This is a genomic window from Ensifer adhaerens, from assembly GCF_013283195.1.
Lineage (GTDB): Bacteria > Pseudomonadota > Alphaproteobacteria > Rhizobiales > Rhizobiaceae > Ensifer > Ensifer adhaerens_G.
Genome location: NZ_JABEKT010000001.1, coordinates 2,994,650 through 3,012,237, shown reverse-complemented (window position 1 = coordinate 3,012,237; position 17,588 = coordinate 2,994,650). Strand labels below are relative to the sequence as shown.

At 62.9% G+C, this 17,588-nt stretch carries 19 protein-coding genes and 1 pseudogene; 11 read left to right on the top strand and 9 right to left on the bottom strand.

All coding sequences use genetic code 11. From position 1 onward, the window contains the following. Positions 1 to 156 precede the first annotated feature (156 nt). Together LPJGGPFB_RS14415 and LPJGGPFB_RS14410 are read left to right on the top strand one after the other, a co-directional pair. Positions 157 to 1,284 (top strand): ATP-dependent DNA helicase, encoded by a 1,128-nt coding sequence (locus LPJGGPFB_RS14415; protein ID WP_173420528.1) that lies wholly within the window; start codon positions 157 to 159, stop codon positions 1,282 to 1,284. A gap of 39 nt (positions 1,285 to 1,323) precedes the next feature. Then, on the top strand, positions 1,324 to 1,683 hold the full coding sequence (locus LPJGGPFB_RS14410; RefSeq protein WP_173420527.1) for a VOC family protein: 360 nt from the start codon (positions 1,324 to 1,326) through the stop codon (positions 1,681 to 1,683). 75 nt (positions 1,684 to 1,758) lie between these two features. Here the strand turns inward: LPJGGPFB_RS14410 and LPJGGPFB_RS14405 are convergent, their stop codons facing one another. From LPJGGPFB_RS14405 to LPJGGPFB_RS14395, 3 genes are all read right to left on the bottom strand, one after another. Beyond that, positions 1,759 to 2,433 (bottom strand): spermine/spermidine synthase domain-containing protein, encoded by a 675-nt coding sequence (locus LPJGGPFB_RS14405; RefSeq protein WP_173420526.1) that lies wholly within the window; start codon positions 2,431 to 2,433, stop codon positions 1,759 to 1,761. 204 nt (positions 2,434 to 2,637) lie between these two features. Next, positions 2,638 to 3,318, bottom strand: coding sequence for a MerR family transcriptional regulator (locus LPJGGPFB_RS14400; RefSeq protein ID WP_173420525.1), 681 nt, complete (start codon positions 3,316 to 3,318; stop codon positions 2,638 to 2,640). Between the two features lie 417 nt (positions 3,319 to 3,735). Beyond that, the gene (locus tag LPJGGPFB_RS14395; RefSeq protein ID WP_173420524.1) at positions 3,736 to 4,848 is read right to left on the bottom strand and encodes a hypothetical protein; all 1,113 of its coding nucleotides are present in this window, start codon (positions 4,846 to 4,848) and stop codon (positions 3,736 to 3,738) included. Between the two features lie 464 nt (positions 4,849 to 5,312). Between LPJGGPFB_RS14395 and LPJGGPFB_RS14390 the strand changes: the two genes are divergently transcribed. From LPJGGPFB_RS14390 to LPJGGPFB_RS14375, 4 genes are all read left to right on the top strand, one after another. Next, a complete protein-coding gene (locus tag LPJGGPFB_RS14390; RefSeq protein ID WP_173420523.1) occupies positions 5,313 to 6,065 on the top strand; it encodes a pyridoxine 5'-phosphate synthase in 753 nt (250 codons plus the stop codon). Positions 6,066 to 6,069: 4 nt separating this feature from the next. After that, positions 6,070 to 6,531 (top strand): DUF4279 domain-containing protein, encoded by a 462-nt coding sequence (locus tag LPJGGPFB_RS14385; protein ID WP_173420522.1) that lies wholly within the window; start codon positions 6,070 to 6,072, stop codon positions 6,529 to 6,531. A gap of 156 nt (positions 6,532 to 6,687) precedes the next feature. Then, on the top strand, positions 6,688 to 7,311 hold the full coding sequence (locus LPJGGPFB_RS14380; RefSeq protein WP_173420521.1) for a histidine phosphatase family protein: 624 nt from the start codon (positions 6,688 to 6,690) through the stop codon (positions 7,309 to 7,311). 98 nt (positions 7,312 to 7,409) lie between these two features. Continuing rightward, positions 7,410 to 8,624, top strand: coding sequence for a multidrug effflux MFS transporter (locus tag LPJGGPFB_RS14375; protein ID WP_173420520.1), 1,215 nt, complete (start codon positions 7,410 to 7,412; stop codon positions 8,622 to 8,624). Positions 8,625 to 8,735: 111 nt separating this feature from the next. Here LPJGGPFB_RS14375 and LPJGGPFB_RS14370 read toward each other — a convergent pair whose 3' ends face one another. Both LPJGGPFB_RS14370 and LPJGGPFB_RS14365 read right to left on the bottom strand, forming a co-directional pair. Beyond that, entirely contained in the window at positions 8,736 to 9,119 is a 384-nt protein-coding gene (locus tag LPJGGPFB_RS14370) for a VOC family protein (RefSeq protein ID WP_173420519.1), read from the bottom strand. 215 nt (positions 9,120 to 9,334) lie between these two features. Then, positions 9,335 to 10,222: an SDR family oxidoreductase gene (locus LPJGGPFB_RS14365; protein ID WP_173420518.1), complete on the bottom strand. Its 888-nt coding sequence runs from the start codon at positions 10,220 to 10,222 to the stop codon at positions 9,335 to 9,337. A 195-nt stretch (positions 10,223 to 10,417) separates the two neighbouring features. On the opposite strand from LPJGGPFB_RS14365, the gene LPJGGPFB_RS14360 reads away from it, so the two are divergent. From LPJGGPFB_RS14360 to LPJGGPFB_RS14350, 3 genes are all read left to right on the top strand, one after another. Continuing rightward, on the top strand, positions 10,418 to 10,822 hold the full coding sequence (locus tag LPJGGPFB_RS14360) for a winged helix-turn-helix transcriptional regulator (RefSeq protein WP_173420517.1): 405 nt from the start codon (positions 10,418 to 10,420) through the stop codon (positions 10,820 to 10,822). Between the two features lie 378 nt (positions 10,823 to 11,200). After that, a complete protein-coding gene (locus LPJGGPFB_RS14355) occupies positions 11,201 to 12,481 on the top strand; it encodes an FAD-dependent oxidoreductase (protein ID WP_173420516.1) in 1,281 nt (426 codons plus the stop codon). Between the two features lie 207 nt (positions 12,482 to 12,688). Next, the gene (locus LPJGGPFB_RS14350; RefSeq protein WP_173420515.1) at positions 12,689 to 13,063 is read left to right on the top strand and encodes a VOC family protein; all 375 of its coding nucleotides are present in this window, start codon (positions 12,689 to 12,691) and stop codon (positions 13,061 to 13,063) included. Between the two features lie 74 nt (positions 13,064 to 13,137). Here the strand turns inward: LPJGGPFB_RS14350 and LPJGGPFB_RS14345 are convergent, their stop codons facing one another. Further along, on the bottom strand, positions 13,138 to 14,511 hold the full coding sequence (locus LPJGGPFB_RS14345; RefSeq protein WP_173420514.1) for an HD-GYP domain-containing protein: 1,374 nt from the start codon (positions 14,509 to 14,511) through the stop codon (positions 13,138 to 13,140). A gap of 83 nt (positions 14,512 to 14,594) precedes the next feature. Further along, on the bottom strand, positions 14,595 to 14,993 hold the full coding sequence (locus tag LPJGGPFB_RS14340) for a hypothetical protein (RefSeq protein ID WP_173420513.1): 399 nt from the start codon (positions 14,991 to 14,993) through the stop codon (positions 14,595 to 14,597). 271 nt (positions 14,994 to 15,264) lie between these two features. On the opposite strand from LPJGGPFB_RS14340, the pseudogene LPJGGPFB_RS14335 reads away from it, so the two are divergent. Further along, positions 15,265 to 15,422 (top strand): annotated as a pseudogene (locus tag LPJGGPFB_RS14335) (IS5/IS1182 family transposase); the annotation flags it as partial. 56 nt (positions 15,423 to 15,478) lie between these two features. On the opposite strand, the gene LPJGGPFB_RS14330 reads toward LPJGGPFB_RS14335, so the two are convergent. Next, positions 15,479 to 16,198: an aspartate/glutamate racemase family protein gene (locus tag LPJGGPFB_RS14330; protein WP_173420511.1), complete on the bottom strand. Its 720-nt coding sequence runs from the start codon at positions 16,196 to 16,198 to the stop codon at positions 15,479 to 15,481. Positions 16,199 to 16,398: 200 nt separating this feature from the next. Between LPJGGPFB_RS14330 and LPJGGPFB_RS14325 the strand changes: the two genes are divergently transcribed. Further along, on the top strand, positions 16,399 to 16,863 hold the full coding sequence (locus LPJGGPFB_RS14325; protein WP_173420510.1) for an Lrp/AsnC family transcriptional regulator: 465 nt from the start codon (positions 16,399 to 16,401) through the stop codon (positions 16,861 to 16,863). A gap of 26 nt (positions 16,864 to 16,889) precedes the next feature. On the opposite strand, the gene LPJGGPFB_RS14320 is transcribed toward LPJGGPFB_RS14325, so the two are convergent. Beyond that, a complete protein-coding gene (locus LPJGGPFB_RS14320; RefSeq protein WP_173420509.1) occupies positions 16,890 to 17,153 on the bottom strand; it encodes a hypothetical protein in 264 nt (87 codons plus the stop codon). Positions 17,154 to 17,588: the final 435 nt, after the last annotated feature.

Below are 17,588 nucleotides of genomic sequence, written 5' to 3'. Positions count from 1 at the left end.
TGATGTGTCGCCGTGCACCCGGACGTCGGATAGACCCGCGATATCCGGGCGATCCGGTGCAGGAATTGGCGATCGGGGCCGCTCAGAGTGCAGCCGCCGGCTGCCGGCCGGAAATCCGGGCTTGCTTGTGCACCCCGAATCCTGACACTTCGCGTCATGCAATTTGCTCCGCAACAGGACGAGGCCCTCAAGGCCGTTTCGCAATGGTTGAAGGAAGGCCGCTCGCCGCTCTTCCGGCTGTTCGGTTATGCCGGCACCGGCAAGACGACGCTTGCGCGCCATTTCGCCGAACATGTCGATGGCGACGTGCTGTTTGCCGCCTTTACCGGCAAGGCCGCCCAGGTTCTGCGCTCCAAGGGGGCGAGCAACGCCAAGACCATCCATTCGCTGATTTACCGGCCGCGCGGCGAGGAAGAGGTTTCCGACGAGGAAACCGGCAAGACCTCGATCGCGCCGATGTTTTCGATCAACCGCCAGAGCCCGGTCGCCAAGGCGGCGCTGATCATCGTCGACGAATGCTCGATGGTCGACGAGGCGCTCGGCAAGGACCTGATGAGTTTTGGCACGCCGATCCTGGTTCTGGGCGATCCCGGCCAGCTTCCGCCCGTTACCGGCGGCGGCTACTTCACCAACCAGGAGCCGGATTACCTGCTCACCGACATCCACCGCCAGGCGCGCGACAACCCGATCATCCGGTTGGCGATGCAGGTGCGCGAGGGCAACGAGATCGCGCATGGCGACTACGGCACCACGCAGGTCATCGGCCGCGGGCAGGTCAACCAGGAACTGGTGCTGGAGGCCGACCAGGTGCTGGTCGGCACCAACAAGACGAGGCGGCGCTACAACCAGCGGCTTCGCGAGCTCAAGGGCTTTACCAGCGAGTATCCGCAATCGGGCGACAAGCTGGTGTGCCTCAGGAACGACCCGGCCAAGGGCCTGCTCAATGGCTCGCTCTGGCAGGTCATGAGTTCGTCGAAGGAAACGGTGAAGCCCGGCATCAACCTGATGATCCGCCCTGAAGACGATGACATGGATCGCGGTGCGGCCAAGATCAAGCTGTTGAAGGCGGCCTTCGAAGAGGTCGAGGGCGAAATCCCCTGGACGACCCGCAAGCGCTACGACGAATTCGACTTCGGCTATGCCCTGACGGTGCACAAGGCGCAGGGTTCGCAGTGGAACAACGTCGTTTTGTTCGACGAGAGCTGGGCCTTCCGCGATACCCGCGAGCGCTGGCTCTATACCGCGATTACCCGCGCGGCCGAACGCCTGACGATCGTTCGCTGACTTCGGGCGGTCGCCGAGGCTTCGAGCGGAGGAGACCCCGTGCCGATCAACCGGATCATCCTTTACGCCCATGATGTGGAGGCGACCGTTCGCTTCTACGAGATGCACTTCGGTTTCGAGGTTTCGCGGGAGCCCGGCGACCGGATCGTCGAGCTCATCTGCCGGCAAGGCGGCGCCAGCCTGATGGTCCACCCGGCCGCCAAGGGGCAGCGGCGCGGCCAGTCGCTGGTCAAGCTGGTGTTCGATGTCAGGGATGTCGAGGCGTTCTGCGCGCGCTGCGCTGCCGAAGGGCTGGTGTTTGGCTCGATCCATCAGGCTGACGGCTATCAGTTCGCCAACGCGAAGGACCCAAGCGACAACCCGATCTCGGTGTCGAGCCGGGCCTTCCGCAAGGTGTGACGACCGAGATTTATTCCGCCGACATCGCCGTCGTAGGGCCCGATTGGCAATGGACGGCTGGCAGCAACCTGACGGTTATCGCTTGGTCGCCATCCACAGCACATGGCGTGCGCCGCCACGTTTGCCATTTGCGCGCACATTCACCTCGTCGGTGGCAAAGCCGACTTCGCGCAATCGGCGGGTAAAAGCGCTATCCGGCGCCGAAGACCAGACGGCAAGCACGCCGTTGGCGCGCAACGCAGCCTTGGCGGCACGCAGGCCGGTGTGGTTGTAGAGGCTGTCGTTGGAAGGGCGCGTCAACCCGTCGGGGCCATTGTCGACATCGAGCAGGATGGCATCGTAAGCGGCCGATTTCGAACGGATCAGCCCACCGACATCGCCGACATGGATCTCGACCCTGGGATCGTCGAGCGTGCCCTTGTGCAGATCCGCCATCGGGCCGCGCGCCCAGTCGACCACGGCAGGCACGAGCTCGGCGACGACCACTCTGGCATCGTCCGGGAGGACGCCGAGGGCGGCGCGCAAGGTAAACCCCATGCCGAGCCCGCCGATCAGCATGCTGGCATTCTTGCGGCCGGCGATCCGCTCATAGCTCAGCGTCGCCAACGCCTCTTCCGAGCCGCTCAACCGGCTGTTCATCAATTCGGTCGAGCCGAGCATGATGGAAAACTCGCTGCCGCGCTGCTTCAGGCGCAACTCGTCGCCATCGCCGGGAATGGTTGCGCGGTCTAGCTGGATCCAGGGAAGCATCGGGGTGTCTCGTTCATGTTGTTTCGGCGCCTCGTACCATGCAGGTGGCGCCGAGAACATCATATTATCCCTGACCGCCAGAGAATTGCAGCCGAATGGTCCCGCGAAAACGGCCGATAATCGTTTGCCTTCGGCACGCGGTGGGCAACGCTTCTCGCCATCCCCTGGCGAGTTGGGGGCGCCGGCGCGGGGCCTTTACCCCATTTATTCCGCGGCGATCATGCCCGAAAGCACCGCCTTGGCGATGGCCTGGAAGCGGTTATGGGCATTGAATTTGCGGATGATTCCGGCTTCGAGCGTCAAGGCTGCCGCCAGATCCATCTCCATCAACCGGGCGATGCGAGAGGCGGGATAGCCTTCGGCCATGAAGGTCAGGCACTCGCTTTCGATCGGTGAGAGGTGCACGTGTGCGGCGTCATCGGGTGAGGGCTCGCCATTCTCTGTTTCGCTTTCCAGGAGTTCGGATATGCGTTGCATCTGTCGGCGCAGGTTGGATTGCTGGGCGGCCAGTTCCCGCCGCCGCGACAGCAGCGCCTCCTTGAACAGCCGGTCGGCTTCGGTCTGGTCGTCGGCTCCAGCGAGGCTCGAGAGCAGCTCCTGGATGGCGGCGATCGGCATGTCGATTTCGCGGCAGGCGTTGATGACGGCCATGCGCCGGATATGGTCCGCTCCATAGACCCGCATCGGCCCCATGCGGGCGGCGATAAGCAGGCCCTTCTCCTCGTAGAAATGCAGGGTGCGGTGGGTGACGCCGAAGGCATCGGCCATATCGGCGATTGCAAGCGGGCTTGAGGGGTCGTGGTGGGGCAGCGGCAGTTTTGGCAGGTAGCCGACACGTTCGGGCGCCGCCAGCACGCCCTCGTATTTCCAGTGGTCTCGCGGCATATCGATTGTCCCCGGTTTACGGCGCCGCGCGCCCGATCAAGGGAGGGCAGGTCGTCGTAACGCTTCGATTTGCTGCATAATTGGTCCCGATATCGCTGCCGATTTACGGAATTATGCCGCAGGCATCAGGACGCCGCCACGACCGTCCGTGACCGGGAGCGGAACGGATCCGCACTCCGAAGCCACCGTCTGGAGTCGACGATGGCGCCTGCTGCTCGGCTGGGGCACACAGCGCCAAGGGCGCGATTACTGCTGACAATTGTGCTTGCCTGACGAGCAACCAGGCACCAATTCCCAACGCATGACTACACCGTATACGCGAATCGCATATATGAATAGTCCTTAATATTGCAGGGGATATGCTGGTTTGAGCGGTGGCGGCCGAACGCCTCCCGGCGCTCGGAACCATGGTTTTCGTCAGTGTCCGACGACCTTTAGCGGGCTCTTGGCGCTGAGGATGAAGAGAGGCTCGTCGCCGCGCAGGGGCGCCAGCTGCTGCTGGCAGGACCAGGCCTTTTCGAAGCTGTCGCGGGTCAGCAGCTTGCGGTATTGCGCGGTCGCGGTCATGCAATCCATCAGCGGGCTCTGGATCTGTTCCTCGCTCGCGTGGGTGTAGATCTCGCCATCCAGAGAGAACAGTTCCGATGCCAGCGACATGCTTTCGAACAAAAGGTCCGGCTCGCTCTTCAACCGCTCGATGGTGATGAAATCCTGCCGCAGCGGCACGCCTTCACCGTCATGCTTCAAGGTCACGCGTACACCGGCTGCGGGCGCATCGTACCAGGTCAGGTCGAGCGAAAACGACAGCGCGGCATTGCGCGACACCGGCCGTCCCGTGTCGCCATCGGTGGCGCGCGCCAGCGTCTTGTGGCGCTGTGCGGCGGTGCGAAGGGCGGTGGCGAAGGCCTTGATATCGCCGTTCTGGTCGCCCGAAACAATGACGTTGACCGACGGCAGCACACGCTCGGTCGCATAGCGGCCGTTGAACAGCTTCGCCTGCGCATCGATATCCAGCGTCATTTCCGGTGAGGGCAGGGGCGCAAACAGGAGCAGCGGCAACACGGACAAAACGGCGAGCGGCGAAGACAATGGTGCCGGCGGCCAAGCTGTCTTCTGGCCGGGAAGGCGCTTCCTCGTCAGCTTCGGCTGACGGGCTTGCGGCTCGGCAGCACCAACCGCATCGATCCGTCCACGGCTGTATTCGGGTACATAGGTGCCCTTGGGAATGACCAGATGCCATTCGTCTCTAGCGCCGTCGGTCTCGTAGTAGGTCTTGAGCAATTTGCGCAACTTGCCCGCATGCACCCGCACCAGGGGGTCGCTGTCGGCATTGAACGCCTGGGGGCGATCGAAGACGTCGATGGCGATCGAGTAGCCCTTCAACTGCGGACCTTCACCGATCATCTCCTTGTCGACGACATAGGCGAGAAAAGCGCGCAGGCGTTCGGAACGTGCAAAAGCCTTGCTCTCGAGGATGCGGCGCAGAATCTGCCGGATCGTCTCGTTGCAGGGTCTTTCGACCGTCGTCATCGGTTGTTGCTCCAGGTTCATTCGCCGCGAAACTTTATGAAGGTGATCGAAGGGCAGACTATGGCCATTCGATGTGATTCGGAAATTTAGGCTCAAAAAAAGCTGTTGTCAGGAGTGCTTTGCTCCAAACTTGAGTTTTATCTGAAATAAAAGCAGGAATTGCGACCATCTCCCTGTGGCAGAACGTAGCGGTACCATGTTTGCGGGTCTTGCGCCGCCTGAATCCATACCGGTCGAGTGCTCTGGGTCGAGCCAACCCCATGGGTCTGATTGCATGTTAGGTCCCACTAATGTCAAGGTTTCGTCAAGAGATGGCCGGCAATCAGGCGACGCCGGGCCCGACTTTCGCCGGCGGACGTACTCTTTGGAATTGCTGCATAATCTTGGCCTCAAACCGTTTTCGGTTTTTGCAATTATGCAGTAGAAGATTGCATTGACATTGCCCGCCTCTGGAAAGTTCCGACATGCCCGCAAAACTGTCCGTGAATCTGAATGCCGTTGCCATGCTGCGCAACCGGCGCGATCTTCCCTGGCCGTCCGTTACTGCGCTCGGCCGTATCGCTCTCGAGGCCGGCGCAAGCGGGCTGACGGTGCATCCACGCCCCGACCAGCGGCATGTGCGCTTTTCCGACCTGCAGCCGATCCGCGATCTCATCGACGACGAGTTTTCCGAGACCGAATTCAACATGGAAGGCTACCCGAACGAGGAGTTTCTGCGCCTCGTCGAAACCCATGAGCCGGAGCAGGTGACGCTGGTGCCCGATGATCCGGCGCAGGCGACCTCCGACCACGGCTGGGACTTCCGCAAGAACCACAACCTTCTCGGCAGTGTTGTCGGCAGGCTGAAGAAGAAGGGATTCCGGGTTTCGCTGTTTGCCGATGGCGACGAGGACGCGGAGGCGCTGCGCATTGCCCGGGAAACCGGTGCCGACCGCATCGAGCTTTACACGGGCCCCTATGGCGGCTGCTATGACGACCCGGAAAAGGCGGAGAAGATTGCCGCCGAACTGGGGCGCACCGCCGCGATCGCCGCCAGCCTCGGCCTCGAAGTGAATGCCGGCCACGACCTGACGGTCGCCAACCTGCCGCTGCTCGTCAAGCATGTCCCTAATATCGCCGAAGTGTCGATCGGCCACGGCCTGACTGCCGACGCGCTGGAATACGGCATGGCTGAGACCGTGCGCCGCTTCCGCCGCGCCTGCGGGCAGGCGGTGTGATGCAATGCAAGCGGTCGCGGATCGCGAATATGCCTATTTCTGTGCCGTAGGCGCCTTCGACCCGACAGATATCACTAATGCAATCGGCCTTGATCCCAGCGAAAGCTGGGCAACGGGGGAAGGGTTTTTCGCACGGGGGCATGCCTTCAGGCGGGCGCAGTCACGCTGGAAGCTGAATAGCGGGCTGGACGATACGCATCCGCTGAACCAGCATGTCAGATCTCTGTTGGATGCCCTCTCGCCCTATCGTGAGGGGCTGCTGCACGCCGCGACCATGGCCAGGCTTCAGATCGCCTGCGTCGGCTACTATCAGCAGAGTTTCGGCTGGGAGTTGGACTTTGAGCTTCAGAAGCTTGCCACCGCCTTGAGCATTGGCTTCTGTTTCGACATGTACAGCTTTGGCGATCATCACGAAGAGATCGTCGCGTTGCGGGAACAGGTGTGCGTTCGCAGCCAAAGGCCGTAGGGCCGCGGTCAGCGGCGGCGATTTGAGCCGGATGATTGCGGTTCGCACGATACGAGAAGCAACTGCAGGACGTCCGGCCCTTCGCTCCCAGAACAGTCTCGGCATCTCTGTTTTTCAGAGCGTCCTGCAAGACGCGAATTTGATGAGACGACCGATATGAAAGACATTTTCGTCGTTACCCACACGCAGTCCATCCATCACGAAGAGGATAGGGTGGGAGGCTGGTACGACACCGACCTGACGGCGCGGGGCCAAGAGGATGCGGCGGCGACGGCCGAACGGCTGCTGGCGTTGATTGGTGACAGAGACGTGGAGATCCACAGCTCGGATCTTCGTCGGGCTTCGCAGACGGCAGCAGCCATTGCCAGGCGCTTCCAACGGCCGGTGGCCGAGACCGCGGATCTCCGGGAAATCAGCTACGGCGTGGCCGGCGGGAAACCCCAGGCGTGGCTCGACGCGCGCTATAGCCCGGCGCCCGACGACAACCGGCTCGATTATCCCTGCGGGATCGATGGCGCGGAAACGCGCCGCGACGTGGCCGCCCGCGTCTATCCCCGCGTGAACGCGATCGTCGAGCGGCCGTGCGAGACGCAGATCATCGTCACCCATGGCTTCACGTTGACGCTGGTTCTCGCGGCCTGGATGAAGGTGCCGATCGATGCCTGCGGCTTCCTGAGCTTCCCGGCAAAATCGGGGAGCATCACGCATCTACGCCAGGATAACTTCTTCCGAAATCGGGCGGTCGTCAGCCTGGCGGATGCTTCACACCTGACCTGCTGAGCGCCGATCGCCCTTGCAAGGGGTGCTCAATTTCCACCACAGATATCAGCGGCAAGACTGCTATAGGTTGAGCCAATGTTTTCCCATATATGCGGCCAATGACATCTCAGACCAGTTTCCGTGAGCGCATCGCGCTCTATGCCCTCCTGACCTCGCTCACCTCCATCAGCGTCGATGCGCTGTTGCCGGGTCTGCGCCAGATTGGCGCCGATGTCGGCGTCGCGCCACCGCTTTCCACCCAGCACATCATTTCGCTCTTCATCCTCGGCATGGCGTTCGGGGAATTGCTGCTGGGCCCGCTCTCCGACGCTATGGGGCGAAAGAAGGCGCTTGTTCTCGGCCTTGGCGTCTATGCGCTCGGCACGGTTATCGCCATGGTGGCGGGCTCGCTCGAGATGGTCATTCTGGGCCGGCTGCTGCAGGGGGTCGGCGTGTCCGGGCCGAAGATCGCCACGCGCGCCATGATCCGCGACCAGTTCGAGGGCGACGCAATGGCCCGGGTCATGTCGTTCATGTTCACGCTCTTCATTCTCGTGCCGATGCTGGCTCCGGCTATGGCGCAGGGCATCATCGCCATCGGCGGCTGGCGCAGTGTCTTTGCCGTCTATCTTGCAGTGGCGGGCCTTCTCGGGGTGTGGCTGGTGCTGCGGCAGCCGGAAACGCTGCCGCGAGCCAAGCGCATTCCCTTTCGCCCAAAGCTTCTCCTGCTGAACGGGCGGCGCATCCTGTCGAACCGGCGCGTGACGCTCTTGATCGTGGCGACCGGAATGGTTTTCGGGGCGCAGCTCCTCTATCTCAGCACGGCGGCGGATCTGTTCTTCGATGCCTACGGGATCGGCCAGACCTTCCCGTTGTATTTCGCGATGCTGGCGACGGGCATCGGGCTTGCCTCGCTCCTCAACGCGAAGCTCGTGCAGCGCTTCGGGGCGGAGACAATGGCGCGATATGGCTTTCTCGGTCTGGCCGCAGCCGGACTGGTGATGCTCGCGGTATCGGCTTCCTGGGGCGGACGGCCGCCCTTACCTCTGCTGATGGCGCTCGGCTTTGCGGCGTTCTTTGCGATCGGGGTGCTGTTCGGCAACCTGAACGCCATGGCCATGCGCTCGCTTGGCCAGGTCGCGGGGCTGGGCGCATCGTTGATCGCTTCCGGATCCAGCCTGGTGGCGACCCTGTTTGCGATTGCAATGGGTGCCTTCTACGACGGTACGACGCTGAACCTGTCGGCCGGCTTCTTCCTTGCCGGCATCAGCGCGCTTGCCCTGGCCGAGATCGCGGTGCGAGGAGACGTGGCGCCGGTAGAGGCCGCTCGATAGACGGCGACGCAAGCCGCGCAGCGCCGATGGAGTCGCTGTCGCCGTTTCGCAGGGTCTGCCTCGAACGCGCCGCATCTCGGCTTTCGGATGTTTCACAAACTGGGTGAAACGCTAATCGTTATGGACGACGGAAATCTTGTTTCCCGAGGGGTCGCGCATATAGGCGGCGTACCAGGTGGGCCCGTAATGTGGGCGCGCGGCGGGCGCGCCTTCATCTGCTCCGCCATGGGCCATGGCCGCTTCGTAAAAGGCATCCACTTCCGCACGGGATTTGACCATGAAGCCGACCATGGCGCCATTTCCGGCGCTTGCCGGTTCGCCGTTGAAGGGTTTGCAGACCCACAGGACAGGTCCTGCGCCTGCTCCACCTTCGGAATAGGCGCGCCAGCCCGGAAAATCCGTGTGCTTGCTCCAGCCGATGGTCGCCAAGGCTGCGTCATAGAAGGCATTGGACGAGTCGGAATCCAGTGCGCCCACTGTCATGTAAACGGTCATGATCTCCCCCATTTCTCGGTTGCGGAACCGACGGGATCTATATCGTGATGTCGTGAACATAACAAGAACAAAAACGCGGAGGCGCTATTCCTGGTTCAAGACCCTAACCGGTCGTCGGCAGGGCAGGCCGATCTGGAACAACCGTTCCCGGACTTCGCCGCAAACGATGAGCCCGGCGCAAACGGCCGGGCCCACCTCGCTTCTATGAGCGCCGATCAGCCGGCAAGTCTTGCCCTGCTGGCGTCGAGGAAAGCGGTGAGCGGCAGTGGCGTGGCGCCGGTCAGGGCACTCACGTCGCTCGTCACCATATCGATATGGCCTTCGCGGGTGTTGGCGTCGAAAGAGACGACGATCGGGATCAGGAAGTCGGGCAGGCCCGCGCCCTTCAAGCCGCCCGCCAGCGCGTCGTCGGAAATATGCACGACGTCGAGCGGTTTGCCGGCCGCCTTGGAGACGAGGGCTGCGATCTCGTCGGTCGAGCGCAGCTCGGGTCCGGTCAGCGTGTAGGTGCGGCTTTCGCTACCTGCGGAAAGCAGGGCGGCTGCGGCGGCCTTTGCCGCGTCGGCGCGGGCGAGGTGGGCGAGGCGACCCTGGCCGGAGGACGAGTACCACTGTCCGGTTTCAAGCGCATGCGGCAGCGCCATGAACAGGTTTTCCATGTACCAGCCGTTGCGCAGGATGGTGTAGGGGATGCCGGTCGCCTTGATGGCGTTTTCCGTGCCGAGGTGGTCCGGCGCAAACGGGATGACCGAGGTTTCCGGATTTGGCATCGAGGTGTAGAGAATGTGCTTCGCGCCGGCCTTCTCAGCGGCGGTGACGGCGGCCAGGTGCTGGCGCAGGCGCTTGCCCGGCTGGTCGAGTGCGTCGGTGGAGATGATCAGGATGCGGTCGGCGCCGGCAAAAGCCTCGTCGAGGGAGGCCGGATCGTCGAAGTCGGCAACGCGTGCCTGTACGCCCTTGCCGACATAGTCGGACAGCTTTGCCGTGTCGCGGCTGGTGGCGATGATGTTGGCGGGCTCGACCTTGCCGGATGCCAGGAGCGCATCGAGCACGAGCTTGCCGAGCTGGCCGGTGGCGCCGGTCACGAGCAGTGTATCGGACATGAACTTTTCCTTTTCTCTGTGGTGCCAGCCGATCGGCTTCGGGAGGGAAAGCGGGTCTGCCGGTATTGGTCTCTTTTTGAGAGTTGCTCTAATCTAGTAATCTGGTAAGAGCTGTAAAGGAGGCAGTTTTTTCTGCTGTGGTTACAAAAAGGGTACCGTCCCCCGCGTCGAACAGGCCGAGAAAGGCAGATACCGATGAACAAGCTGACCGGTGATGTGAAGGGCAAGCGCGTGGCGATGGTCTGCGGCGTGCCGATGGATGTCGAAAACTGCCCGGTGCGCGATGTCATGGACAATATCGGCGGCAAGTGGAATTCGCTGATGATCCTGTCACTCGCCGACGGCGCCCTGCGGTTTTCCGAACTGCGAAGGCTGATCCCCGATATTTCCCAGCGCATGCTGACGCAGACGCTGCGCGACCTGCAGCGCGACGGCTACATCAGCCGCACGGTGTTCCCGACACAGCCGCCGAGCGTGGAATATGCGCTGACCGATCTCGGGCGATCGCTGTTGGCATTGCTGAAGCATTTTGTCGACTGGTCGCTTGCCAACCACGGGGCCATCCGTTCGGCCCGCGAGGTGTATGACGCGGCGTCCTGAGGGGGCGTTTGTCCGGTCTGCCGGAGAGGCTCGTTCAGCCGCCTCACCTTTGGGTGCGCTCTGCCCCTCACCCTAACCCTCTCCGCGCGTGCGGGGAGAGGGGACGAGCGATGCGGCTGCATCATCACCTGGCATCTATTGTCAAAGAGCGGTGTGACTGAGAGGCGCTGTCGTGGGACGAGCGTGTGCCGCGATGTCCCTTCTCCCCGCCAGGCGGGGAGAACGTGTCGGCAGGCGGATGAGGGGCGGTTGCGTCTGGCCGCGCGGTGCGCGACGCCATGTCCCGGCAAAGCGAGCTTGCCGTAGCGCTTTGATTTTCCCTATAGTTTTCCGAGGAAACAAACGCAGCGCTTCGATCTCGCGCCATCTTGGGGACCCATGAAGACATTGACCATCGGCATTGCGGGTGCCGGCCCGGCGGGGCTTGCGGCAGCCCTGATGCTGTCGCGGCAGGGCCATCGGGTTGAACTCCTCGAACGTTTCCAGGAGCCGTCACCTGTCGGTTCCGGGCTGATGCTGCAGCCGACCGGCCTGACAGTTTTGGGTGCGCTTGACCTGTTGCAGCCGATGCTGTCGCTCGGCAGCCGGATCGACCGGCTTTATGGTGCCGACGCGAAGTCCGGCCGGACCGTGCTCGATGTGCGTTACGATGCGCTAGCCGGTGGTCGTTTCGGGCTGGCCGTGCAGCGGGCGGCCCTGTTCGGCGTGTTGCACGATGCCGTCATTGCCGAGGGCATTCCGATACGCACGGGGGTGACGCTGGCCGCGGCCAGCACGGTGGGTGAAAAAGCGCTGCTGCTCGACGCCTCGGGCCAGGAGGTCGGACGCTACGATCTCGTCATCGATGCGACCGGTGCGCGCTCGGCGATCGCAGCCGGGGCAGAGACGGCGCCCGGCGTGCGCGAACTTGCCTATGGCGCCTTCTGGGCGACGCTCGACAGCGACGGCCTTGCCCATGACCCGCACGCGCTGACGCAGCGCTATGACCGAGCCAAGGTGATGATCGGCATCCTGCCGGCGGGCCGGGCGCAAGCCGGGGCGCGCAACCGCGTCGCCTTCTTCTGGAGCGTCAAGGCCGGCGATGCCGATGCCGTGAAGCGCGCGGGTCTCGACAAATGGAAGGCGGGCATTCGCGGGTATTGGCCTGAATGTGCGCCCTTGCTCGACCAGATCGACGATTGGGAGCAGCTGACACTGGCGCGCTATGCCCACCGCACCATGCGCCCGCCGGCGTCGGGCCGCGTCGCCTTCGTCGGCGACAGCGCGCATTCGACAAGCCCGCAGCTGGGGCAGGGCGCCAACATGGCGCTGATCGATGCGGCGACGCTGGCCCACACGCTTTCCGTGACTGATGATCTCGCCGCCGCACTCGCCGCCTACGGTCGGGCGAGGCGCAACCATATGGCGCTGTTCCAGATGCTGTCGCTGGCCTTCACCCCCTTCTACCAGTCGGATTCGGTGGCCCTTGCCTGGCTGCGCGACCGGTTGGTGGCGACGATCGCCCGCATTCCGCCTTCGCCGGCGCTGCTCGCCTCGATCGTCTCGGGCACGCTAATCGATCCCTTCGCGGCCGCGGGGCTGAAGGAGTGCGACTGGGCGCGTGTTAAGGACGAAGGTCATCGGTCGAGCGTGGCAGCGGCGGTGCCGGTGCGGGCCTGAAGCGTCCTGCCTCAGAGCACATTTACGGCGCGCGCCTGTCAGGCGCGTCTGCTTGCCTCCCTCGTCTTTCGCCTTGCCCATTTCCTTGCCCGGAGAGGTTGGGCAGTGTCGGCTGAAATGCGTTGGGGGCGGCGCATCCAGGCTGTATAAGGCCGGCCTCTTTCGACGAGGCCGTAAGGCTCGATTCGCCCCATGACGAGGATGCCCATGACTGTATTCGTGTCTGCCGTTCTGGTGCATGTCGCCGATGTGGAGGCGGGGCTTTCCTGGTACCAGCGTGCCTTCCCGAGCGCCGAACGGCGTCGGCTGGAGGCTTTCGATTTCGAATATCTGAAGATTGGCTCGACCCATCTGGAAATCGTGCCGGCGGATGAGAAGGTGGCAAGCGGCGCGGCCGGTACGGTCGTCTATTGGCAGGTCGAGGATTTCGACCGGGCGCTTGCCCATTTCAACGATCTGGGCGCGCCACTCTATCGCGGTCCGCTGGCGATCGAGGACGGGTTGTGGATGTGTCAGGTCCGCGACCCCTGGGGCAATTGCATTGGCCTTCGCGGGCCTCGCAGCGGGGCGAAAGGCCTTTAAGGGGTAAGGTTCGCCGTTCGCAAGGTGAATCGCGAAGGCGTCGTAGCGCTTTGTTTTTGCATATGTTCGTGGAGTTAGGCGGCCTTGGCTTCCAGGCCCTGCAAAGCGCGCGTCAAGGCGTCGTAACAGGCGGGGTCGAGGCCGACCCCGACATCGGCTGTCATGATCGCCAGCGCCTTTGAGGCCGGCATGGCAGCGCGGTAGGGCCGGTCGGCCGTCAGCGCGTCGAAGATATCGGCGACCGTGACGATGCGCGTTTCGAGGTCGAGTTCGCTGCCTGACAGGCCGTTGGGATAGCCGCTGCCGTCGAGTTTCTCATGATGATTGCGGGCGATTGTGGCGAGCCTGCGAAAAGCGTCGATCCGCTCCAGGATGGCGGCGCCGAGGTCGGGGTGGCCCTTCATCGCGGCCCATTCCTGCGGGTCGAGCTTGGCAGGCTTGTCCAGAACCTCGTTGGAAACGCCGAGCTTGCCGATGTCGTGCAGCAGTGCGCCGCGCACCAGCCAGCGTTTGCGGGCGCGGCTGAAGCCGAGCTCCGTCGCGATCAGGTCGGCAAAGAGCGCCACGCGCTTGCTGTGGCCGCTGGTAAACGGGCTCTTGGCGTCGATGACCTGGGCGAAGCCGTCGGCGATGTCGTCGAGCAGGTCCTCGTCCACGGCCTGTGAAAACCCGGCGGGCTCAAGGGCAAAGACGCGGTTGTCGAGCTGTGGGTTCTCCAGTGCCGACCAGAAATCGGGGTCAGCCGCGACGTCTTCGAAGACCGAAGCCAGATGCGGGTCGAACCACTTTCCCGCCCGGCGGTGCACTTCGCGACAGGCGGCCTTGCGGCCTGATGTAATGAAGAAGACGTCGACGACCTGCGCGAGGAGTGCGATGCGCGCCAGCAGAGAGATCTCCGCACCCTTGCGCCCGAGCGGCTGGCCGCGACCGTCCCAATGCTCGTCGAGATCGAGGATGGCCTGCGCGACCGGCTCGGAAAAGCGCATGCGTCGCGCGATCTCGGCGCCGCGTTCGCAGCGGGTTTCGATCAGCTCCCGGTCGATCTTGCCGCCGCTCATCGCCAGGTTCAGCACCGTGCGCAGCTTGACGGCGAGGCCGGAGCGCACGGCGGTGTTGGCCGCGATGAAGCCGAGAACCTGGGTGAAGCTGTTGTCGATCAGTTTGACGTTGCGCTTGAAATCATGGTCGCTGGTGGCAAACAGCTTGCAGATGCGGGCCGCGTTGCTGCTGCAGCCGAGGTCCTTCAACAGCAGGGTGTAGTAGAGATCATGTTTCTCGGCGTCTGAAAGGCCGAGCCTTTCGCCAAGATGCATGCCGATCCAGCAGCAGCGCACGCTATGGCCCGCCGGCTGGCCGTCCGTCAGGTCGAGCGCGTAGCTGAGCGCGCTGACGATTTCCGCAAGCCGCAATTTCTGCGGCTGACGCTCCGGCCCCGATATGCCCGCCATGCTCACGCAATCCCCAATCCCTGCAATCTTTCCTTAGCCGCCAAGGGGTTAAGGCGGGCTTAGGGCTTGTCACGAAAAGCGCCTCAGTCGGGTTTCCCCGGTAGCAGGCCGATCCGGACGTGTCTGGCCGTGATTAAGCCGGTCACTCCGTAGCTTGCATCCCACTCAACGCGGAAATGCTCGTCCACCTTGGTGATTTCCAAATCGAAGATGATGCCCGGTACCATATCGAAATCGGTACAATTGATCGCGGTCACGCCCTCAAGGGTAAGAGTGACTATCGCGTGCTTGTCGAGGACGAAGTAGCCCTTGGCATCCACCTCGTCCGTCATATTCCAGGCGTGAATGCGCAGCAGCCCGGCTCCGTTACTGGAGACGGTGATCTCAAGCAGTTTGGAATCATGGAAGCGGGGTACGCGCCCGAACCACTCAAACAGCGCATTTCCACCAGGGATGTCGTGCAGGACGGACGTAGAAGGCATTGCAGCTCGCGAACGGGGGGGGGAGTGGTCGGCATAACCCTGTATCAAAAGGGCCATCGAAGCTTTTTGGGGGTCCTGCCACGTGAATTGCGACAAGCTGTCGGCAGCGTAGCCGAAAGAGCTGCGTTGTGCCAGCGACGTGACCGACGCCGAATGAGGGGCTTCTCGAACCGCTTCCAGCGCGTTCCTGCTATCAGCGCCGATCTTGTTCCTAGCCGTTGAAAGAGAGCGGCAATGCAATCTCTTCTGCGCGCTGCTCGGGCAGCCTCTGCGCTTCCGAGACGACCTCATGTGGAAGAAGGCCAACCACTGACCCCGATGGTGGGCCGGGAGCGCTGCGGGCGCGAGGCCTCAGCCGCCGGCTCGATCATCAATCGCCAGACGGCCAAGACCTGCGAGAGCGAAGGGCCGCGCGCCTATGGTGCCGGCAACTAGATCAAGGGGGCGAGCGCCGGGCGCCCGTCGAGCATCGCTAGATGCCTGCCTTACGCCGCCCGACGGAGATCCTCTTCGCCGAGGGCAAATTCTACGGCGGCGTCTGCGTGGATCGCGGTCGAATCGAAGCCCGGCAGCGGCAGAGCCTTCGGGTCGAGGATCAGGCAGATCTCGGTGCAGCCGAGGATGACGGCATCCGCCCCTTCGGCCTCGGCCTTGTCGATCAGCTCGACCAGCGCCCTGCGCGAGGTGCCAAGCACCTTGCCGGCGCAAAGCTCGTCGAAGATGACGTTGTGCGTCAGCGTGCGACCGTCCGCGTCGGGCACCATCACCTCGATGCCGTGGCTCTTCATACGCTCGGCGTAGAAGCCGTGTTCCATGGTGTAGCGGGTGGCAAGCAGCAGCGGCTTGCGGATGCCAGCGGCCTTGAGGCGGGCGGCAGTCTCGTCGATGATGTTGATTAGCGGGATGTCGACGGCCGCCTGAACGGCATCGGCAATCAGGTGCATGGTGTTGGTACAGATCAGCACGCAGTCGGCGCCGGCGGCCTTCAGCCCGCGGGCAACCTCGGCGAGCCTTCCTGCGGCGTCATCCCAGCGGCCGGCCTTTTGCAGGTCGACGATCGACTGGAAATCGACGGAGTGCAGCAGCACCTCTGCCGAATGCAATGCACCCAGCCGCTCGCGAACGGCCTCGTTGACCATGCGGTAGTAGACCACCGAGCTTTCGAAGCTCATGCCGCCGATAAGGCCGATCTTGCGCATTTCCATCATCGCTTTCCCTGTGCCTGTCGCCACTCGCTTTGGTGCTTTGCGGCTGTCGTTCGATTGAGGGAAATATGCCGGATCTTCTTCCGCAATGGTTTGCTTATATAGCGAGAGAATGGCATTTTGGCGCGAACGATTTGCGTCATGTTAGTGGATTGTGCAAACATGCCGCGTGCATGCGAATTGAAATGGGAGTGATCAGCGTGATTGACGAGAGAGACCGAAAGCTCCTGGCGCTGTTGCAGCAGGATGGCAGCATGCCGGTCGGCGAACTTGCCGACCGGGTGAACCTTTCGCTTTCCGCCTGCTCGCGCCGTATCCAGCGGCTGGAGGAGGCGGGCTACATCGCCAGGCGGATCGTCGTTCTTGACCGCGAGCGCATGGGCGTGCCGACCACCGTGTTTGCGATGATCAAGACCGCGCATCACTCCGACGAATGGATCGAGACCTTCCGCAGGGCGATCAGCGACATTCCCGAGATCGTCGAAGCGCACCGGCTGACCGGAAACTACGACTATATCGTCAAGGTGGTGCTGCCGCGGGTCGAGCATTACGACGTGGTCTACAAGCAGATCGTGCGCAAGGTCGAGCTGTTCGACGTTTCGGCGTCGATCTCGATGGAAATCCTGAAAAGCGGCACGGCGGTGCCGGTCGATTATGCGGAGTGACGGCGCGGACGCGACAGCCTCTACCGTTACGATTGGACCAGGAATACCAGCGTTTCCGGCAGCACGCCGTCATGCGCCATCGCATCGGCCGCCGGTTTGGTCTGCATGAAGGCGTCCAGCTTTGCCATGTCGGCAACATCCATGACCAGGCCGACGCGGTTGGACGCCTTGATGTCGACGAATGTGCGGATATTGGTCACGCCGATCGGTTCGAATATCTGCTTGCGCAGAGGGGATGCCAGCCAGTGTTTGGTGTCCTTGACATCGTGATAGACCATGATTGTGGGCATGGTGGCCTCCCTTCGGGGTTGGACGCAAATCCAGGTGCACTTCTGCGATGTGTTGCCTTCCCTTAAACGACAAGACGAGTGTGGCTGTTTTCGGCCAGTCATCCCAAAGATATGTCGGACATCCGTTCGGATTAGCTCGGACATAATGCGACTGCGGGCGCGGCGACTATCCGACCGGCCGCGATGACGGTCCATTCGACGCTGCCAAAAAAATGACGGACCCGAACCATGATCACTGGTTCCAAGGGTCCGTCACGCAGAATGGGTGAATTTGGTGTGCCCCGACCCTTGGTGGGGTCTCGGGCGACCCCGGTCGGGGCCGCCTGTGCTGGCATGCAGGCTGTCGTGTGGTTTAAAGCGACAGGCCTGATGCGTTGTCCTTCGAGTGTTCCGGCGCATTCACATGTCGGTGCCGGCAGTGTCGATCCTGGGGGC